General features: G+C 60.0%; 17 protein-coding genes and 1 tRNA gene. 9 read left to right on the top strand and 9 right to left on the bottom strand.

What is annotated here, in order from left to right; genetic code table 11:
- From BREU_RS00490 to BREU_RS00460, 7 genes are all read right to left on the bottom strand, one after another.
- On the bottom strand, positions 1-1,296 hold the full coding sequence (locus BREU_RS00490; RefSeq protein WP_044089332.1) for an ammonium transporter: 1,296 nt from the start codon (positions 1,294-1,296) through the stop codon (positions 1-3).
- Positions 1,297-1,805: 509 nt separating this feature from the next.
- Positions 1,806-3,110 (bottom strand): signal recognition particle-docking protein FtsY, encoded by a 1,305-nt coding sequence (ftsY, locus tag BREU_RS00485; RefSeq protein WP_044089331.1) that lies wholly within the window; start codon positions 3,108-3,110, stop codon positions 1,806-1,808.
- Positions 3,111-3,229: 119 nt separating this feature from the next.
- Positions 3,230-3,940, bottom strand: a complete 711-nt coding sequence (locus tag BREU_RS00480; RefSeq protein ID WP_044089415.1) for a hypothetical protein — start codon at positions 3,938-3,940, stop codon at positions 3,230-3,232.
- 8 nt (positions 3,941-3,948) lie between these two features.
- Positions 3,949-5,121 carry an SPFH domain-containing protein gene (locus BREU_RS00475; RefSeq protein ID WP_044095738.1) on the bottom strand — a complete coding sequence of 391 codons (1,173 nt, stop codon included), beginning with the start codon at positions 5,119-5,121 and terminating at the stop codon, positions 3,949-3,951.
- Between the two features lie 98 nt (positions 5,122-5,219).
- Positions 5,220-5,636 (bottom strand): hypothetical protein, encoded by a 417-nt coding sequence (locus tag BREU_RS00470; RefSeq protein ID WP_044089329.1) that lies wholly within the window; start codon positions 5,634-5,636, stop codon positions 5,220-5,222.
- 39 nt (positions 5,637-5,675) lie between these two features.
- On the bottom strand, positions 5,676-6,137 hold the full coding sequence (locus BREU_RS00465; RefSeq protein WP_223848030.1) for a tetratricopeptide repeat protein: 462 nt from the start codon (positions 6,135-6,137) through the stop codon (positions 5,676-5,678).
- A gap of 126 nt (positions 6,138-6,263) precedes the next feature.
- Entirely contained in the window at positions 6,264-6,965 is a 702-nt protein-coding gene (locus tag BREU_RS00460; RefSeq protein WP_044089327.1) for a DUF4064 domain-containing protein, read from the bottom strand.
- 354 nt (positions 6,966-7,319) lie between these two features.
- Between BREU_RS00460 and BREU_RS00455 the strand changes: the two genes are divergently transcribed.
- Both BREU_RS00455 and BREU_RS00450 read left to right on the top strand, forming a co-directional pair.
- The gene (locus BREU_RS00455; protein ID WP_081886456.1) at positions 7,320-8,135 is read left to right on the top strand and encodes a TetR/AcrR family transcriptional regulator; all 816 of its coding nucleotides are present in this window, start codon (positions 7,320-7,322) and stop codon (positions 8,133-8,135) included.
- Positions 8,136-8,801: 666 nt separating this feature from the next.
- The gene (locus tag BREU_RS00450; RefSeq protein WP_044089326.1) at positions 8,802-9,845 is read left to right on the top strand and encodes a glycosyltransferase family 2 protein; all 1,044 of its coding nucleotides are present in this window, start codon (positions 8,802-8,804) and stop codon (positions 9,843-9,845) included.
- Between the two features lie 407 nt (positions 9,846-10,252).
- On the opposite strand, the gene BREU_RS00445 is transcribed toward BREU_RS00450, so the two are convergent.
- Complete coding sequence (locus BREU_RS00445; protein ID WP_044089324.1) at positions 10,253-11,851, bottom strand: C69 family dipeptidase; 1,599 nt, start codon at positions 11,849-11,851, stop codon at positions 10,253-10,255.
- Positions 11,852-12,174: 323 nt separating this feature from the next.
- On the opposite strand from BREU_RS00445, the gene BREU_RS00440 reads away from it, so the two are divergent.
- From BREU_RS00440 to BREU_RS00410, 7 genes are all read left to right on the top strand, one after another.
- A tRNA-Lys gene (locus BREU_RS00440) sits at positions 12,175-12,247 on the top strand.
- Between the two features lie 305 nt (positions 12,248-12,552).
- Positions 12,553-12,783, top strand: a complete 231-nt coding sequence (locus tag BREU_RS00435) for a helix-turn-helix transcriptional regulator (RefSeq protein WP_044089322.1) — start codon at positions 12,553-12,555, stop codon at positions 12,781-12,783.
- 163 nt (positions 12,784-12,946) lie between these two features.
- Complete coding sequence (locus BREU_RS00430; protein WP_044089321.1) at positions 12,947-13,375, top strand: hypothetical protein; 429 nt, start codon at positions 12,947-12,949, stop codon at positions 13,373-13,375.
- Positions 13,376-14,319: 944 nt separating this feature from the next.
- Complete coding sequence (gene zwf / locus BREU_RS00425; RefSeq protein ID WP_044089320.1) at positions 14,320-15,858, top strand: glucose-6-phosphate dehydrogenase; 1,539 nt, start codon at positions 14,320-14,322, stop codon at positions 15,856-15,858.
- Positions 15,855-16,907 carry a glucose-6-phosphate dehydrogenase assembly protein OpcA gene (locus BREU_RS00420; protein WP_044089318.1) on the top strand — a complete coding sequence of 351 codons (1,053 nt, stop codon included), beginning with the start codon at positions 15,855-15,857 and terminating at the stop codon, positions 16,905-16,907. Before zwf ends, BREU_RS00420 begins: the two co-directional genes overlap by 4 nt.
- Before the next feature lie 18 nt (positions 16,908-16,925).
- Positions 16,926-17,801 carry a 6-phosphogluconolactonase gene (pgl, locus tag BREU_RS00415; RefSeq protein ID WP_044089317.1) on the top strand — a complete coding sequence of 292 codons (876 nt, stop codon included), beginning with the start codon at positions 16,926-16,928 and terminating at the stop codon, positions 17,799-17,801.
- 180 nt (positions 17,802-17,981) lie between these two features.
- On the top strand, positions 17,982-18,632 hold the full coding sequence (locus BREU_RS00410) for a hypothetical protein (protein ID WP_044089316.1): 651 nt from the start codon (positions 17,982-17,984) through the stop codon (positions 18,630-18,632).
- Between the two features lie 851 nt (positions 18,633-19,483).
- Here BREU_RS00410 and BREU_RS00405 read toward each other — a convergent pair.
- Complete coding sequence (locus BREU_RS00405) at positions 19,484-20,551, bottom strand: alpha/beta hydrolase (RefSeq protein WP_052381966.1); 1,068 nt, start codon at positions 20,549-20,551, stop codon at positions 19,484-19,486.
- Between the last annotated feature and the right edge of the window lie 2 nt (positions 20,552-20,553).

Raw genomic sequence — 20,553 nt, 5'->3', positions numbered from 1 at the left:
TCACTTCACCTCCTTGAGAACGGAGCTGGCAGTACCAGCAAAATCGTAAGCGCGTTCGCCCTGATCGACAAGGTCGATGCCGCTGACTTCCTGAGCTTCGGTGACACGCCAGCCGATGGTCTTCTCCAGAGCGAAGGCGATGATCGCGGTGATCACTGCGGAGTAGAGGATGGCGACGAGGGCGATGACCAGCTGCACGACGAGCTGCTTCCAGTCGCCGCCGGCCAGCAGGCCGGTGCCTTCACCGAAGAAGCCGATGAGCAGGGTGCCGGTGAAGCCGCCGACGCCGTGCACGCCGACCACATCGAGGGAGTCGTCGTAGCCGAACTTGAACTTCAGACCGCAGGCGAGGCAGGTCAGGATGCCGACGATCGCGCCGAGCACGATGGCCCACAACGGGGAGACCACATCGGCGGCCGGCGTGATGCCGACCAGGCCGGCGACCATACCGGAGGCAGCGCCCATGGCGGTGTAGTGGCCGGAGCGAATCTTCTCAGTGAAGCCCCAAGAAAGCATGGCGGCGGCGGTTGCGGCCGAGGTGGAGACCCAGGCGTAGCCGGCGGTGCCGTTGGCGGCGAAGGCGGAACCGGCGTTGAAGCCGAACCAGCCGAACCACAGGAGGAAGGCGCCAAGCATCACGAACGGCACGTTGTGCGGACGGAACGGCTGGGTGCCGAAGCCCTTGCGCTTGCCGATGATGAGCACGATGATCAGGGCGGCGACTGCGGCGTTGATGTGGACGACAGTACCTCCTGCGAAATCGTGGGCGGCGGCGCCGATGGCCTTGGAGATGGCGCCGTCAGCGGACAGCAGACCGTGGTTCCACACCATGTGCGCCATAGGAGCGTAGTCGAAGGTGATCCACAGGGCCACGAAAATCATCCAGGTGCTGTACTTGACGCGCTCGGCGATGGCACCGCAGATCAGGCCGACGGTGATCATGGCGAAGGCCACCTGGAAGGCGACGTCCACGGACACCGGGTAGTTGTTGGCATTGAGGCCGGTGGTGGTGAACACGCCATCCTGGGCCACCATGGAATCCTTGAGCAGGAATCCGCTGGCCGGGTCGCCGAAGATGCCGCCGATGTCATTGCCGGCGTAGGCGATGGACCAACCCCACAGGGTCCAGATAATCATGGTGACCGACAGTGCGGCCGCCTCAAGCATCAGCATATTCAGAACGGCCTTGGCACGAACCATGCCGCCATAGAAGAACGCCACACCCGGCGTCATGAGGAAAACCAGGGACGCGGATGTAAGGATCCATGCGGTGTTTCCGGAATCAAGCGCTTCCATGTCTACCTCCCTCTCTTTGTTCATGGCGTCGAGAGCCGGGTTTCAAGCCGGACGGTCGGCGTCTGTATTCCACTACATGCCGTCCCCCTTGTGGGGGCTAACAGTTTGTCAGTAAAAGCCGGATGCATTTTGGTTTCGTTACGGCACGTTACGCGATTGTTAAGCATGACTGGGGGTTTCCGCCATGCTCGGCGACTGGATTTCGGCGTTATTCCTAGGCGTATGAAAAGGCCCTGAACCATGTTACGAACATGATTCAGGGCTTGGTTTGTCATCGGATGCCGCTCCCGAGCGTTCACAACGTGGACGCAAGACCGTCAGTCACACTGGCAGCGTCTCTCGTAATCGTTCAAATGGCATGCGCCGTGCTATCGCCCCCTCTGACGGGACGTTGCCTACAGACGAGCCAGCAAACCGCGCGCGCAGCGCGTCCGTACGGCTATGGCCCCCTCTGATGAGGGGGCTGTCAGCGTAGCTGACTGGGGGAGAGACCCGAAGAAGACGATCCACTAGGCGAGGATGCCGTCCACGAAGCCTTCCGGGTCGAACGGTGCCAGGTCGTCCGGACCTTCGCCGAGACCGACGAGCTTGACCGGCACGCCGAGCTCCTTCTGCACGGAGATCACGATGCCGCCCTTGGCCGAACCGTCCAGCTTGGAGAGCACCACGCCGGTAATGCCGATGGCCTCGGCAAACACCTTGGCCTGGGCCATGCCGTTCTGGCCGGTGGTGGCGTCGAGCACGAGCAGCACTTCGGCGACCGGCAGCTGCTTTTCGGTGACGCGCCTAATCTTGCCGAGCTCGTCCATGAGATTGGCCTTGTTCTGGAGTCGGCCCGCAGTATCGATGATGAGCACGTCCGCTTGGGATTCCTTGGCCTTGCCTGCAGCCTCGAACGCCACCGATGCGGGGTCGGCACCGTCTTTGTCCGAACGGACGACCGGCACGTTCACGCGGGCGCCCCAAGTTTCGAGCTGGTCGGCGGCGGCGGCGCGGAAGGTGTCGGCCGCGCCGAGCACCACGTTCTTGCCTTCCGCCACGAACAGACGCGCCAGCTTGCCTGCGGTGGTGGTCTTACCAGTGCCGTTCACGCCGACCATGATGATGACGGACGGCTTGTCCGCGCCCGGTTTTTCGGCGTTCAGGCGACGATCGGTGTCGCGACCGACCAGGTCGAGCAGCTTCTCCTTGAGGGTGGCACGCACCTCTTCCGGGTCAGATCGGCCGTTGACACGGGCGTCCGTACGCAGATCGTCGACCAGCTGGGCGGAGGCGTCCGCGCCAACGTCGGCCAGCAGCAGCGTGTCCTCGACGTCCTCCCAGTCGGATTCGGACAGATTGTCCTTGGTCAGGATGTTGAACAGCGCCTTACCGAACGGGTTGTCGGACTTGGCGAGCTTCGCCTTCAATCGTGTCAGTCGGGAACCGATGGATTCCGGGGATTCGGTTTTAGGTGCGACTGGGGCGGAAGCGTGCGCGGCGGGCTTAGGTTGCGTCGCAGTCGCGGATTCCGCGGTGACCTCTGAGGCAGCAGCACCGGCAGACGCAGCGGATCCATCATCCACACCGGGGGCGCGAGACGCCGGTTCCCGGCCGGACTGCGCGGATGCCGCAGCCTCGGCCTCCGCTTCAGCAGCCAAACGAGCATCCGCCGCGGCCTTGGCGTCACGGGTCCGCTTGTCATCCGGGGCTTGCTGACCCATCGCGCGATCGAGGTCACGTTTGCGGGACTTGGACAGCCAGATGCTCAGGGCGATCAGTACGACCGCCACCACAATCACGCCAACAATGGCGAGCAAAGTATTCGTATCCATACCTGCCAAGTCTACGCACGCCTTGGTATTGCTTTCCGCACACATCATGCGCACACATCAAAGAAGGCCGCGGCGTTCTTATCAGCGCCACGGCCTGAAGTAACGAAATGCGGATAGGCTCAGCGCACCATGGCGACGGCGCGCTTGATGTTCTCCAGCGTCTCCAGCGTCACCTCTCCCGGTGTCTGGTTCGCGGCGATAATCAGCTGAATCGCCTGCTGGTATAACGGCAGCGCCGACGCGGAGGGATTCAATGGGAGCGCGGAGACTTTCTGCTCGATGAAACGCATTGTCTCGGCCTTGCTCGAATCAGCGGAGCCGACACGCTGCTTGAGTAGCAGCACCTGCCCTTTGAGCTGCTCCTTGCTGGAAATCTTCGCTTCATGTTCGACGTGCTGCAGCGCGGTGTGATCGTTCGCCCGGACGTTGCCCAGCCAGAACACCACGACCACGGCGGTAATAACCAGTTCGACGATCAGAGGGAGGAACAAGCCCTTCGGCAAAACGAGCCGCAATCCGGTGGCCACCGGGTTAAGCACCGTGTTCCATGCGAGACCATACAACAGCGCGAACACGCACTGCACGAGGTATCCGACGATGGGGAACAGACCGTTCTCGGCTATGATGCGGTGGTACAGGTCGCGCCCCACCATTTGACGGCTCGCTTGCGCGTCGGCAACCCAGATGAGGACGGTGAACACCAGCATGAACGACAGCACGACGTACTGGGCAATGGGTGCGAACTCGAAAACAGCCAGCTGGAAGCCGAACGCCGCAATCGCCACCGCAAAGAATACCGTCGCGATGATCGAAGAAAGATAACGTGTCATGGTCGTGTTCACAGCTCCTTGAGGATTTCTGCCTTCTTGGACTCATATTCCTCGGTGCTGATGAGTCCGGCATCCGACATTTGCTTCAATTTCGACAGACGTTCCATGGGGTCGCCCTTGCTCGCGGACGGCTGAGCTGCGGTGCCGGACGCCCCCGGTGCCGCAGCCGCGGCCTGCAGGGTCTGTCCCATAAGCCCGGGAATCATCTGCCCCAATCCGGCGCCCATGGTCAGCCCCATGCCGGCGCCCATCAGCGCACCGCTCTCGCCACCCGGATTCGCTGCGGCCTGATTCATCGCCTCCAGCACCTGCGCCTGCTGGTAATTGGTGCCCAGCGTCTGATACGCCTGCTGCTGGCCGACCGCCGCCGCAGCGGCACCTGCGCCCGCAGCCATCTGCCCGAAGTACTGTTCGCGGTTCTTCGTCGCCAGAGCCTGAGCCTGCCGCCTCTCCTCATTGTCGAAGATCTTCATTCCGGAGATGTTGAAGTTCAGCATCTCCAGACCATACTCGCCCGCAACCGGCTCGAGTTCCTTCTGAATCGACTGGGAGTACGCGATCACGTTGGCCGGAGCGCTGATCAGCGGCTGGTTCCAATTGGTCAGTTCACGAGTCAGGAATGCCAGAATATGGCTCAGGAACTGGTTCCTGAAGAAATCACGGAGACTCTCCTGATCGGTCAGGTCATAGTTGCCGCCAATGAGAGTGGTCAGGAACAGTCCCGCATCTGAAACCTTGACCCTGTACGAACCCCGAGCCCCGACCTCGGTTTCCACGCCGACGCCAGTGAACTGATCGCCATACGCCTTGTCCATGACTTTGATCGGCGTATCGGTGCCCCACATGATTTCACGGCTCGTAGCGATGCGGACGAAATACACCACGCAGTTGAATGTGGAGATTCCCCCGGAAAGCGCGTTACGCAACCGTGAAATGAAGGGGTAATTGGAGGTGGTCAACGTATACGTGCCTGATCGAACACCTGCTCGATATTGCCCCTCATTGACGAATATCGCCTGTTCGCCGGGTTGCACCACCAGAGTGGAGCCATGATTGAAATCCTCTTCGGGATTGCGGAAGATCAATGTGTCATTTGCCGACCTGTTTTTTATGACATCGGCAAAGTGTTTTTCTCCACCTACGTAATTGATCTCATTAGGATTCTTACCGAATAGTGCCATCGCCATGTTCCTTTTCAGCGCCGAATTACTCTTGTTGTCATGGGCTGGACGGGCGTATCCGCCCAGCCCATGTATGGGAGGCCTGGTTCACGGCCTTGTCAGTCGTCGTATTCGTCCCAAAGGCTGACAAGGCCATGCGCCGAGAACGCGAAGGCATCCTTGCCTTCCAAACAGTTCGAGTTCAGCTCGAGCTTCTTTCCCGTGTTCAATGTGATGACGCAGCCGTAATCATCCACTCGAATGTCATTGATGTTTTTGAAACGGTAGACATCGAAGAACGCCCTCCCGTATCCGCTCTCCGGATCGGGCCAATTCCCGGGAAGTATCTCCATCATCGCCGAGTAGATCTTCTTGTTACCGAACATCCAGACGGTGACGAAGAAATGATCACCGGATTTTTCGGCGTATGAAATCGGGTCGATGCGCCCGACTTCCTCTTCATCAAAGATGCCGCAGGCTTTCATCGCCATTTCCTTGCGGCATCGTATCATTTCCTGAAAGCTATAAACTGCCATAATCCATTTCTCTCCATGCCTATGCGGCGACTCGTTGCTTCACCCGTTGAGCAATGATTCCAAATCCGCCCGGTCGCTGGCCGACAAACCGGACGAGTTCGCTTGAGCCAACACATCGGATGAGCGTTCCCGGTACCGGACGAAACGCCGTTCAAATAACTGTTTGATGAGCTCCGCCTTAACGAACAGATATTCAGGATGAGGTTCCATGGCGATCGCCGAATCGATGCAGGCGATGATCTTCTCCGCCTCACGCAGCGTGATTTGGAATGGTCGTTTCGTCTTGTATCTGGCGAGCGCCGCTCGGAACAGCACGTCCGGATTGTCCGCTCCGTTGGCCGCGGCCTTATCGAGCGTGTCGGCCGCCTCCGCATACTGCCCTCGGTCCAGAAGCACATAGCCCAACGAAGCCAGTACTTCGGGGTTGTCGGGGGAATTCTTCAACGCGCCCTTGTATGCGTCCAGGAATTTCGCCGACTCCTTGTACGTGGCTTTTCTCACTTCCTTGAAATTCAAGGAAGTGAATGTGAGCTTTCTACCGCAGAAGGCGCACACTTCATCCCGTAAAGCGACGGAAGCCCCGCAACCGGGGCATTCCATCTGATCATTCACCGATACCATATTTGATTAGCCGCGCAGCATCGCGTTCGTGTTGCGCTGCTCGTCAATCATGCTCTGCATCTGCTTCATCTGGGCAGCCTGCATGGCCATGGCCTGCTCATGCTGCTCGTTCTGCGCCTCCATCTGCTTCTGCAGCTGGCGGTTCTGCATCTCGAAACCGCGCTGCTGCGGATCCAGGCTGCGCAGGTACAGGTCGTCGATGTCCTTGTACAGTCCGCTGGCGGACTGGTGCAGAGTCTCCTTGTGGCCGAACGTCGCCTGATACGCGCCGAACAGCGAGCGCCATTCCTGAGCCAGCGCGGCGGCGGCCTTCTTGTCCATGGAGGAGAAGATGAAGTGGCAGATGATTCCGGCGATCAGCATCAACCAGCCGAACATGCCCGCGCTGTCGCCGCCAGCCTTGAAAGCAATGATAAGACCCAGTACGATCAGCGCGAGCTGCACCAGCAGGAAAATCAGATGACGCTTCTTCAGCGCCTCTTTCTTCGGAGTGATTTCAGCGCTCTTCTGCTGCTTGGCCTGCGCGAACTGAGTGAACGTCGAATCCAGCTTATTGCCCAGATCCTGCGGAAGTGCACGGTCAGTGCCTTCAAGGTTGGCGGTATTCACCTGCGCAAGCTGCTGCTTCGCGGCATCATATGCCTTCTGGACACCGACCGAGTAGTCCTTATCGAGAGACGCGATATCGTCTTTGTATGTATTCGCCATGAGATTTACCTTCTTCGGACTCTCAGAAGGCTGACGAACACCACTAGCTCAGGAGAGACCCCCCCCCCACGCATAGTTGACATCACCGAGCGGTATATGCAACGGTCATATCAGCCTCCTTCCTGAGAAACAGGCACTATGCCTGTCGATGATGATTTTGCCACTCATATATGACAGAAAACGCACTTTGTCCATCTTTTTACATATGGGCAGCTGCGTATGAGCCACTTCGTATGGGCAGCTGCGTATAAGCCGAGGTAAGTCACCCGCAACCAATTTCACTCCCACCGGCACCGCCGATTCCAACCGGCCCGCCCACCGGCTAAGCTGAACGCTATGGCACATTCCTCACGTATGACGTCGCTGCAGCGACGCGAACAGCTCATCGCAGTAGGCCGTTCCCTGTTCGCCGCCAAAGGGTTCGAGGCGGTGAGCGTCGAGGAAATCGCCGCGCACGCCAAGGTTTCCAAGCCTATTGTCTACGAGCATTTCGGCGGCAAGGAGGGTCTTTACGCGGTAATCGTGGACCGCGAGATGCGCGCGCTGACCACCACGCTCACCGAGGCGCTGGATAATCCGGACATCCACCCGCGCCGCATCGTGGAACGGACCGCGCTGGCGTTGCTCACCTACATCGAGGAGAACGCGGAGGGCTTCCAGGTGCTGGTGCGCGACTCCCCCAGCACCGACCCGTCCGGATCGTTCAACTCGTTGCTGGGCGATATCTCACTGAGGGTCGAGGACATCCTCTCCGACACCTTCAAGCGACAGAAGCTGTCCGTCAAGGGCGTGCCGTACTACGCGCAGATGCTGGTGGGCATGACCGTATTCACCGGCCAGTACTGGGCAGACCGGCCGAAGGTAAGCAAGGAGCAGCTCGCCGCATACATTGTGGATCTGGCGTGGCATGGTCTGAGCCGGCTCAATTCCAAGCCGCAGCTGCTGTTCGAGGGCGCGCGGGCACAACGCGAGGCGCAGCGTGAGGCCGAGCGTGAAGCGCAGCGGAGGCAACGCGGTAGCCAGCGCGAGCTGCCGGCGATATCGTGTGACAGCGCTGACAGTGTCATTGACACCGTCAGCAGCACGGGCACCGACGTTGACGACGCCAGCGCGAGCAACGAGACCGATGCCATGAACGGCAATCCGGCCGGCGAGAACATCACCGAGTAGGACGCGAGTAGGACGCCGGACAGCCAAGCGACACATTCACACTGTCCGACAAGCCGCCGCAGTTACTGGCCATCGCCGAGCCCCGGTCCTGTTAGAGCTGACCAGCCGTGGCCAATCCTGACCAACCTAGTATCCTGCGTCAGAAGTTCGTTGCTTGTATCTCTTTCCGGCTCCCCTTGTCAGGACGTTGCCGTGAAGCAAACAGCGGAGCTGTTTGTAGGCAACGTGCGAGCCAACAGGCGAGCCAGCAGGATGCCGCGCGGAGCGCGTCCGTGATTGCGGGACCGTTGCCGTGAAGCAAACAGCGGAGCTGTTTGTAGGCAACGTGCGAGCCGACAGGCGAGCCAGCAGGATGCCGCGCGGAGCGCGTCCCTGATTGCAGGACGAGCTGTCCCGCGAAGCGGGACTGAGGGGTAGTCAATCCATCAACGAACTACTGACGCCACATACCAGTCAAGCCTTGTCTTAGTACGGCAGCGTAATACTGCAGGCGTGCAGAATATGCAACAGACGTGGCATCTTGCGTAACGCGCCTATCATTCACCGTGGCGAAGTGCTACGGTTTGAACAGCAAACGAACGAAATCCGTGTTGCGTTTCGCACGACCCGCAGTCCGCGGCCCGCGATTCGCAACCTTCGATGGAACCATGTGAGGATGTAACTGGTATGGCCAACGCGGCAACGACGGCAAAGACGCTCACCTTCGTAATCCCCGCATACAATATGGAGTCCTATCTTGACCGCTGCGTCAACTCGATTCTCTCCGCCTCGGACACTCAGGACATCGAAGTGCTGATTGTGGACGATGGTTCCAAGGACGGCACGCTGGCATACGCGCAGAAGCTCGAGCGCAACAATCCCGGAATCGTACGGGCCATCCATCAGGAGAACAAGGGACATGGCGGCGCGGTGAACACAGGGCTGGCGGCGGCGCGCGGCATGTACGTCAAAGTGGTGGATGCGGACGATTGGGTCGACCCGCAGGCCATCAATACCGTGATGGCCACACTGCGGGCGCAGCGCGAGGCCGCCAAACCCATCGACATGCTCGTCACCAACTACGTCTACGACAAGGTGGCCAAGCGCCACAAGCACACGGTGAACTTCCGCCGCGTCATCCCGGCCGGCCGTGTGCTCGGCTGGGATGACCTGGGGCATTTCGGGCTGGCGCAGTACATCATCATGCATGCGCTCACCTTCCGCACCCAGGTGGTGCGCGATTCGGGGCTCAAGCTGCCGGAGCACACGTTCTACGTGGACTTCTACTACTCGTACCAGCCGTTCCCGTGGGTCAGTCGCATACAGTATCTGGACGTGCCGTTCTACCACTATTTCATCGGGCGCGAGGGGCAGAGCGTGCAGACGGACGTCATGATTCGCCGTGTGGACCAGCTGCGGCTCGTCAACCGGCTGATGACCGAGGCCACGCCGGAGCGCGGCACGGTGCCGGACGGCCTGTATCGGTACATGATCCACTTCCTGGCCATCGAATCATGCGTGACCTCGGTGTTCCTGATTCTGTCGCGGGACAAGGCGAACTATGCCAAGAAACGCGAACTCTGGGCGGCGCTTGACGAATACTCGCCGGCCATCGGGCATGACGTGCGGGGCAAGCTCATGTCCCGGGCGATCAACCTCCCCGGCAAGAGCGGCCGTTGGTTGGTGCGCAATGGCTACGCCATCGCCGAAAAGGTCGTCGGTTTCAACTGATTCGGCACTGTCGTCAATCCGGCGTCGTCACTGCGCGTATTCGTCCGGCGGCCAGGCATCCGTCGCGGCCTACGTCGCCAATCCGGCGTCGTCACTGCGCGTATTCGTCTCCATCGGGGCAAATCATCGGTTCAATCGGGATTTTGACGCGCCTGCATACCCTTAAACGGGGCAACACCTATGACCGACCGAGGATCCGCCCCGCTAGCAACACTCAGCGGCGCATAACATCGCATACCCCGTTGTTTTGCCTCACTGAGAGGCTCTTAGTGAGGCAAATTCCATAGCCAACCGAGGGTTTGCCCCATTGAGGGACGCCAGCAGGGCAAATCATCCATCTCACCGAGGATCCGCCCCGCTTACACACCACTCAGCAGGGCAAATCTCATACTCAGCCGAGGATATAACTAGTCCGTCCAGCGATCGGACATGGCGAAGCCGTTATGCATGAGATTGCTGGCGATGTACGTCACCTTGTCGAGCAACTCGAGCGTATGTTCGCGCAGATAGTCGGCCATGCGCTCGTTGGTGACCACCAGCACCGCCGGCACGGCGCGCACGTCCTCGTCGCCATAACCACCCTCGGCCACCTGCGCATCGGTCTGCTCAACCAGACGATGACCGAACGCGCGGACGCCTTCCGCATACCCCTCGATGGCATTGCGGGTCTCGAACCAGTGCGCGTCGGCGATCACCGCGATCAGACGGTTCGTCCAGTACAGGTTGTCGGTGGACACGGTGGCTGTGGTATCGCGCAGGTAGGCGGGCGTATCGTCAACGTTCGCATAGAACGGGGCGATGGTGGTGAACGGGCCGGAACCGAAGGACACCCACATCACCGCACGGCTGCACGCCGGGACGTACGGGCGCAGCTGAATCGCCACCATATGTCCAGTGCGGTTCACACCGATCGGACGATAGCGGTGGCGCGATTCGGCGGTGCCCTTGGTCCCGTACGGGTCGTACGGCGTGCCCTCGAAATGGCTCGAGAGCAGAAAATCGACATCCTCGAGGGTCACCTTGTCTTCCGGCACGCGGCACCATGGGATGTCGCTGGATTCCGGCGTATACCGGGCGGTCGGCGAATCCCAGTCCTCACTGGGGTTGAGATAACGTTGCATGTACCAGGCGCGCGGCGTGTTGTAGATATGGTCTTTGGCAGTATTTGTGCCGAAGACCTTGCGCGGATTGAAATTGCTGGCTGTACCGGAGTTCGCCCCGGCAACGGCCCCGAAACCGGCGCTGTGGGAATGACGGCCACCAGACACAGCGGGCACCCCCATCGTGCGGTCGAGATAATGCTCGACGATGAACTCGCGCAGGTCCGCACTGCACATGTATTCGCGCTGCCTGCCGAACGCATCGGTCAGGTCGAAGTCGTCGACGCCGAGCTGGTTGGGGATGGTGGCGTAGCAGTCGTCCGGCACACGGCGTGCGATCCAACGATGGCCGCCGATCGTCTCGACATACCAGATCTCGTCCACATCCGAGATAATCACGCCGTTCGACTCATAGGTGCCGTAGGCCTCCAGCAGTTCACCGAACCGGGCCACTCCCTCTCGCGCGGTGGTGACGTACGGCAGGACGAGGGTGATGATGTCCTCCTCGCCGATGCCGCCCGGCTGTTCGGGGCGGTAATCAGGGTCGCCGGGCTCACCTTGAGCGGGTTTGAATTCGACCAGCGGGTCTGCGGCGAGCACCCGCTCGTTGACCGCGATGGTTTCGGTGGCGCTCATCGCCACGTTATGTTCGTTGGCGCCTGCCTCGGCCAGTACGCCACGGTTGTGTAGCACGTTCGGCGCGATGGTGTACCGGCAGGGATCGTCGGGCAGGTCGACTTCCACATGGCTCAGCACGCTGCGGTAATGCCGGGGCTGGTCTTCGGGCGCCACGGCGACGAGGTGTTTGGGATCGTAACGGCCGGAACCGGAATCGTCGTCGCGGGCGATGATGGTGGAGCCGTCGTAGCTGGCGTTCTTGCCGATGAGAATGGTGGTGCATGACATGCCGACCACTGTAGGACCAGTGGAGGATGCGCGCCGGTCTCACGTTGGTTTCCTAGTGGTCCGTCTCGTAATTGGCTGAGGGATTCAGCTTTTTCTCTCCCCCAGTCAGCTTCGCTGACAGCCCCCTCGTCAGAGGGGGCCAATACCCTTCAGACAATTACGAAACAGACTACTAGTGTGCGGTTGGCAGCTTGCCGCACACGGTCTTTGCGGCGTGCGATACGTCGGCGGTATGTCTGTGACCCATATGATCGACCACTGGATCACACAACGCGCAACGCCGATTTGGCATGTCTAGCGCAGATGTGTATCTTAGAAATGTTGCCCCTCTAGCTCAACGGTTAGAGCAGCGTCCTTTTAAGTCGTGGGTTGTGGGTTCGAATCCCACGGGGGGCACCGCGAACAAGCCTCGAAGCCAATAATCCCAACGGTTTCGAGGCTTTGCTTTACCCCGCACAATCGAGTTAGCAAAGCATCACATCAATAGGTCGCCACCCAGCAACAGCCCGGCGCATGTGACAGCAATACGGCCTGAAGCAACACAGCCTCAGGATCATAGACACCGTATGCGCGGCGACACGGACCGAGCCTCGACAATGAGCGGCACTCTGCCATATCTGATAATATGAAGTCAGCTTCACATGAAGCGAACTTCAGTTCTTCGGCGTCGTTACGATCATAGAAGGCGGTGATGCGGGTCAATGAGGACCAGGGTTCGTGAATATCGCATGGCAACGGGTATGACGCAACAGCAACTTGCCGATCTGGTGTTCGTGTCGTCGCGCACGATTATCTCGATCGAGAAGGAGCAATACAACCCCTCACTCATGCTCGCTTACCGCATAGCACGAGTGTTCGGCACCACCGTTGAGGATCTGTGCCTGCTGGAAACCAATAAACAACTCGAAGACGAGGAGAACGGCTATGTCTAGCGCCAATAATCCCACATCATTCCACAGACCAGACGATCATAGACACCATCAGCCCGGTCGCCCGTACGCACATCCACAGCCACAACCGCCGGCCGTTAACCCGAATGGCATGCCGCAGCGAACCATCCTCCCACCTCGTACCCCGAAACCGAACGCCCGGGATATGAAGGAAGCCCGATTCCGGTTCTTCGGCGCCGCGGTGACGCTGATCATCTACGCGCTGATCACGATTATCGGCGCTGGCATACGCTTCGGATGGTCCGGCGCTCGGTTCCAGTCATTTGTCAGCCCCGCCGCGGTGGGCTTAGTAGCCGCAGTATGCTGCGTCGCAGGCGGATACTTCTGCAAGGGCAACACCATCGCTCTTCAGAAAGGTGATGAACGAGACCGACTCATCACATTGAAGGCAGAAGCCGCCAACTCACGTATCTTCTATGTACTTGGCCTGAACCTGCTGATCATCTGTAATACACTTGCCGCAATCTTCGAAACCGCTCCCTTGCGATACATGTCATACGGACTCGGTATTGCCATGCTGGCTCACATCCTGATCGCAACACTGACCAAGACGTATTACGAGCACAAGCTGTGAGCGGCGCAAACGACCCCGCGCATAGGCTTCAGACCCTTGCCGCTGCCGCTGCCGCGAGAAAACGACGAAGGCCCGGCGGTTGGGACCGGGCCTTCCAAGGAAGAGAAGAGAGAAGAAGAAAGGGATTCAGTTATTGCTGCCTTGCGGCTGATTACAGTAAACAACCCTCTTCTGCGCGTACCATAAGCGTTACCTGAGAATTTCATGAAAGTGGCACTGCGGCAAGTCTCCACGCCTCCCATTGTCACCACCCTCGCCATTGTCACCACCCTCGCCACTGTCGCCATCGCCAAACCGCCAAACCGCCAATGCCCACTAGTGGTCCATCTCGTAATTGGTTGAGCGGTGCTGGCCCCCTCTGACGGGACGTTGCCGTGAAGCAGACAGCGGAGCTGTTTGTAGGCAACGTGCGAGACGACAGGCGAGCCAGCAGGCCGCGCGCGAAGCGCGTCCGAAATTGCAGGAAGGGCTGTCAGCGAAGCTGACTGGGGGAGAGAAAAAGCTGAATCCCTCAATTATTTACGAGACAGACCACTAGCATCACACCCACCACATCCATTTCAGAGCTTTCACTCTCTCAAACGGGACGAAACATAAGTTTCTCACGCTATCGGTTTATGTTTCGCCCCACTTTGGCCATACAAAACGGGGCGAAACATAAACCGTTGACGTTGAAACCTTATGTTTCGCCCCAAATCCGGCCTCCAGCTGACGCTCCAGCTGACGCTACGCGGAAGATTGACCGGCATAGCCAGCCACAACCGGCGCACGCACCGCCGAGCGCACCGCCAAACATCAGTGCTCGGCTTTGTGCTCGGCTTTGCGCTCGACGCCGCGCCAATCTGCAGTCCGCCGTCACGCCGCAAGCGAAATATGCGGCATCTCACAACCATTGTTCAACTATTGTATCGATAAACCCCCGGCTCGGGGCTATCCTTGGAACCATGAGTGAACTATCCAACTGGAGCAACCCGTTGCGCGACTCGCGCGACCTGCGTCTGCCCCGCATCGCCGGCCCCTGCAGCCTGGTGATCTTCGGCGTCACCGGCGACCTCGCCCAGAAGAAACTGCTGCCGGCAGTATACGACCTCGCCAACCGTGGACTGCTGCCGCCCAGCTTCGGCCTGACCGGCTTCGCCCGCCGCGACTGGACGCAAGAGCATTTCATCGAATTCGTCAAGACCGCCGTGCAGGCGCATTGCCGCACACCGTTCAAGGAATCGACCTGGAAGAATCTGGCCGCCGGAATCCGCTTCGTGCGCGGCACCTTCGACGACCCCGCTGCCTTCGAGCGCCTGAGCGACACCGTACAGGAGCTCGACCGCGACCGCGGCACGCGCGGCAACCATGCCTTCTACATGTCCGTGCCGCCACGCGCCTTCCCGATCGTAGCCAAGCAGCTGGCCGCCTCCGGCCTGTCGCGCTCCTCCGAGGGCGCATGGCGCCGCGTGATCATCGAGAAGCCGTTCGGCCATGACCTGGCCAGCGCCAAGGAGCTCGACCATGTGGTCTCCGAGGTGTTCGACCCGAGCTCGGTGTTCCGCATCGACCATTACCTCGGCAAGGAAACCGTGCAGAACCTGCTGGCACTGCGCTTCGCCAACGCGATGTACGAGCCGATCTGGAACGCGAACTACGTCGACCATGTGCAGATCACGATGGCCGAGGACATCGGCATCGGCGGCCGCGCCGGCTACTATGACGGCATCGGCGCCGCACGCGACGTGATTCAGAACCACCTGCTGCAGCTTATGGCCTTGACTGCCATGGAGGAGCCGGTGAGCTTCACCGCCAAGGATCTGACCGCCGAAAAGACCAAGGTGCTGTCCGCGGTCCGCCTGCCCAAGGACCTTTCGCTGCACACCGCGCGCGGTCAGTACGCCAAGGGATGGCAGGGCTCGCACGAGGTCGTCGGATACCTCGAGGAAAAGGGCATCGACCCCAAGAGCACCACGGAAACGTACGCCGCCATCGAACTTGATATCGACACCCGCCGTTGGGCCGGCGTACCGTTCTACCTGCGCACCGGCAAGCGACTGGGCAAGCGCGTGACCGAGATCGCCGTGGTGTTCAAGCGCGCGCCGCATCTGCCGTTCGAGCAGACTGCCGTGCGCGAACTCGGCAAGAACGCCATCGTGATTCGCGTGCAGCCGGACGAAGGCGTGACCATGCGCTTCGGCGCCAAAGTGCCGGGCGGCACCACGATGGAGGTCCGTGATGTGAACATGGACTTCAGCTACGGCCGCTCCTTCACCGAGAACTCGCCGGAAGCCTATGAGCGACTGATCCTGGACGTGCTGCTCGGCGATCCGCCGCTGTTCCCGACCACCGAAGAGGTGAACCTGAGCTGGGAGATCCTCGATCCGATTGAAGAATTCTGGTCCACGCTCGGCCAGCCGCAGCCCTATCGTTCGGGCACTTGGGGCCCGGCCGAAGCCGATGAGATGCTGGCGCGCGAAGGCCGTCACTGGAGGATGCCATGATCATCGATCTGCCCAATACCCGTACGCGCGAAATCGCGCATAAGATCGAGCAACTGCACGAGGAGCGCGGCGAATCCGCGACCGGCCGCGTGCTGACGCTGCTGATCGCCACGGACGACAACGAACTCGAGCATGCGCTGGAAGTCGCCAATGCCGCCAGCCGCGAGCACCCCTGCCGCGTGATTGCGATCGTGCCGGACACCGAGCATAGCGACAACGCCGAGGCCGGAGCCAACACCGCAGACGGCGCTGCGGACGGCACTGCGAACGGCACATCCGCCGATGCCGGCGCCAAGCCGATGGAGAAGACCGACAATCCGGCCGTTGACCTGACCGATGGGCCGGCCGGCTCGAACCTGAACGCCCAGGTGCGCTTCGGCGCGGACGCGGGCGCAGGCGAGATCATCATCCTCCGCCCACGCAACGGACTGATCAACCATCCGGACACCATGGTCATCCCGCTGCTCGTGCCGGATGTGCCGGTGGTGGCGTGGTGGCCGACGAACCCGCCGTCCAATCCGTCCAAGGACCTGATGGGCGCGATGGCCCGCAGCCGCCTTACCGATGCGATGCGCTCCAATAACCCCGAAGCCACCATCGAGCGTCTGCGCCGCAACTGGACTCCGGAGGACGTCGACCTGTCGTGGACCCGCCTGACCGTATGGCGCGGGCTGCTGGCTTCGATGCTCGACCAGCCGCCGCACCTGCCGATCACCGCTGTGAAGGTGAGCGGTCCCAAGGAGTTCCTGCCGATGGACCTGCTGTGCGCATGGCTGCGACTGAAGCTGGGCGTGAATGTAGACGTCGAATATGTGGATGGCGCTGAAGCCGTGACCGGCGTGTATCTGACGCGCGCGGATGGCGTGGTGTCGTTGGAGCGTCCGCATGAGGACCAGGCATTGATTTCGATGCCCGGCCAGGCCCCGCAGGCGATTTCCGTGCCGGTGCGCACCATCGAGGACTGCCTGACCGAGGAATTGCGCCGCATCGACCCCGATGAGGTGTATGCCGAGGTCATCAATGAAGGCTGGGATCTGATTCGGCACTGATTCGCTAAGGAGCATCACATGGCAAACCGCAGACTCATCGTCTATCCGAATAGCGATCTGATGATTCAGGCCGGTGCGCAGCGCTTGGTACTGACGCTGCTCGACCTGCTCGTCGAGCGTCTGCCCGGCGGCGGGCGGCGGGCGCGCGTAGACGTGGCGTTGTCCGGCGGCTCGGCCGCGAAACCGCTGGGATTGGTGCTTTCCGACCCACTGGCGGCTTCAATCGACTGGTCGCGTGTGCATTTCTGGTTCAGCGATGAGCGCTTCGTGCCGGCCGACAGCGCGGATCGCAACGCTGTGGCCGCTCGGCAGCTGCTGCTGGATCAGCTGGTAGCTGAGGGCAAACTGCCGGAATCCAATATCCATGAGATGCCGGCTGATGTGCGTTCAGTCGAGGAAATCGCTGCGGCTACTGCTGCCGCAGCCGGCGACGACGAGACCGCGCGCAAGGCCGCAGATACCGCGAACGCCGCGTTGCTGGACGCCGCCGCCCGCTCCTATGAGTCCGAGCTGATTGCTGAACTCGGCCCCGAGCCGGTCATCGACCTGATGATTCTGGGTATGGGACCGGACGGTCATTACGCGTCGCTGTTCCCGGCATCCTCTGGGCACCATGAGGTGCTGGTGCGTGACCGTCTGACGGTCGGGGTGAGCCACTCCCCCAAGATGCCGCCGCTGCGCGTATCGCTCACCGCGCCGCTGATCGCCCGTTCCCGTCACACCTGGTTCTTCTCGGCCGGTGCGGGGAAGGCCGATTCCCTGGCGCACGTGTTCGCTGCGCCTTCGGCGAAAGGCGACGGATTGACCGGCGATCCGGAGTACCCGTCGTCGTTCGCCGGCGGCGTGGACGAATTCGTCTGGTTCTCCACCGACGAGACCGTGACGAAGCTGTAGTCGGTTGGCAGCGCGATGCCGGGCAGCGGTCAGAGGCAGAACGCATCTCCAGATTGCCGCAATATTGCCGCGCTGGTGTAGACATCGGCTGTGTAATCGTCACCGCTATCGACTGCACAGACATCGACTGCTGCTTTCTGCAAAACTACAGTCTGCAGAAAGCAGCAGAAAGAGACGCCAATGAAATATGCCTGTCGTTTTGCGCCAGCGTGCACGGCGACGCTCACGGTCGTGCATGTGGCGGTGCTGGTCGCATACCTGCGGTTCGGGTGTCTGGAGCATGCCTGCACCCTGCCGCCGCTATTCCTCGGGGTGTTCGACGGTGGCATCGTCATCCAATATGAAACCGTGATGCTGTTGCTGCTGGCGGCGGAGATTGTCGGGTGGATCGCCACGCTGATAGTGCTACGCGCCGCCGGCAGGCATCCGATAGCCGGCGTCTGGCGGAAATTGGTTGCCGTAACGGTGGTTGCTGTAGTGCTGTGGCAGATTCCAATGACCTTGCTGATGTCGTTCGGAATCGCCGTGCGGTGGCATATGCTGACGCCGGCAAGTCCGGACGGCTGCATGGTGATCACTTCGACAGATGACAGCGGCATGCGCTCCTCGGGCGGTACGTTCTGGATACACGATCCAGGCAGCTGGGTGTTACGCAATACAGGCAATGGCTGGTATTACGACGAAAACGTCGACTACGACATCATCGAGGACGCCGATTGGTCATTGCAATGGTCCGGCGACACCGCCGTTTTCGACGCTACCGACACGAACGACGCGGGCGGCCTCAATCGGCTCAGCGTCTATACGTCGCATCCCATGACATGCCGGTGAATTGGGTGTTTCTTTAGTTTCCGGGGCACATTGTCTGTCGCGGAAAGGCAATCAATCGATTGATATCGACTACCGGGACAGGTTTTCGTGTCCCGGAAGCTCATTTCGGCCAGTTCCGCGATTCCGGGACAGGACTGTTGTCCCGGAACACCCGTCAAACGATCGGCACCACTACCGAGACAAGTCTTTCTGTCCCGGTAGCGCGATTCAGATGATTTCTTGGTTTCAGAGACAGGTTTTCGTGTCCCTGTAGCGAGATTCGGACGGTTTTGCGATTCCGGGACAGGACTGTCGTCCCGGAACACCTGTCAAACGATCAACACCGCTACCGGGACAAATCCAGTATTGCACAAAACCGCGGAATTCCGCCATTTTTCGCAACCAGCCCACGCACACAACTAAAGCACCCTATACGGAGCTTGTCCCAGTAAGCGAAAAACAGCGCATTACGGATTCAGAGACAGGCTTTCGTGTCCCCGTAGCGCGATTCGGCCGGTTTCTTGGTCTCCGGGACACGACTGTTGTCCCGGAACACCTGTCAAACGATCGATTCGTCTACCGGGACAAGATTATCTGTCCCGGTAGCGCGATTCAGATGATTTCTTGGTTTCAGAGACAGGTTTTCATGTCCCGGTAGCAGGATTCGGACCATTCCGCAATTCCGGGACAGCGTAACGGGTCGAAACATAAGTTTTCTACGCCAGCACATTATGTTTCGACCCGAATCAGATACCCAAAACGGGTCGAAACATAAACCCCAATCAACGAAAGCTTATGTTTCGACCCGTTTACAGCGGGACTCAGCATCGTCTCGATGCGGTACCGCACTAGCTCGGTCAAACCTTAGCGAATCATGTCGTGGTATGGAAATGAGGCGGAATCAATCCGTATACGAACCGCTTAATTTCCTGCAATACGGACAGGCTCTCCGGCAACCAGGTTTGGCCTACGGGGAAGATATGTCCAAGAGTCAGACCTTTCTCCGGCACTAAATCATAGATTTCGCACACCACACCGTTGCGGCGCAGATGTCCGGCGAAGAACAGGCTCTCATGCTCCAGGAAATCATCGGAGCTGGTCGTCAGCAATGTCGGCGGCATCAGTCCTGAAGCTGCCAGCCCGCGTGCGGTAAGCATATCGGCAGGCACTCGTTCCACGGTACTGTCGAAGAACGTGCCACCCATGGCATCAAGGTACGGCAGAATCGACGTGTCGCCCTCGTAATGCACCAGACCATCCACATCGAACAGACCGGAGAAGAACACCGCGCCCTTCGGATCGATATCAGGAACCGGCACATCCGTACCACCCCCGAATCCGAAGGCGTTGGCCATCTCACTGCTCTTCAAGACAGAGATCGCGTATTCGGCCAAAGTCGCGCCAGCGGAATCACCAGCGATGAAGATGGCATCCGGATCGGCAGGATAGTCGGCCAGATGATTCTTCACCCAGTTCAGCCCCTGCAGTACGTCCGCAAGCTGTCCGACGAAATCGACAGTAGGTGCCAGACGGTATCCCAAAGAGAATACGACAAATCCCTGAGCTGCGAGATTCGTGCCAAAATTCCGGTTCAGATCCTTGTACCCGTACACGAATCCACCGCCGTGGATATCCACAATCACCGGCAGCGAACAACCGCCACGAAGCCGCGCGTCATGTGGCAGATACACATCCAGACAATGTGCCTTGCCCTGAGCGGTAGAACCATTGCCGTCCGGCAGATACGGCACATCGGCGTACACATCCACGCCTTCCGGGTCAGACCATACCTCGCAGCGCGTGTAATCAACCCCGAACCCGAAATTCTTACGGGTCTGCACGGCGACCTCACGCACGTTGGCGTCGATGCCGTCGAGGTCCTCATCCACTGGGGTCCATTGGCGTATGCGGTTTATGTCTTTGTCAATCATGCCACTCATAA

It is taken from the genome of Bifidobacterium reuteri DSM 23975 (assembly GCF_000741695.1).
In the GTDB taxonomy this organism is placed as follows: Bacteria; Actinomycetota; Actinomycetes; order Actinomycetales; family Bifidobacteriaceae; genus Bifidobacterium; species Bifidobacterium reuteri.
The sequence above is the reverse complement of the archived record's forward strand: the minus strand, read 5'-3'. Positions and strand labels throughout refer to the sequence as shown.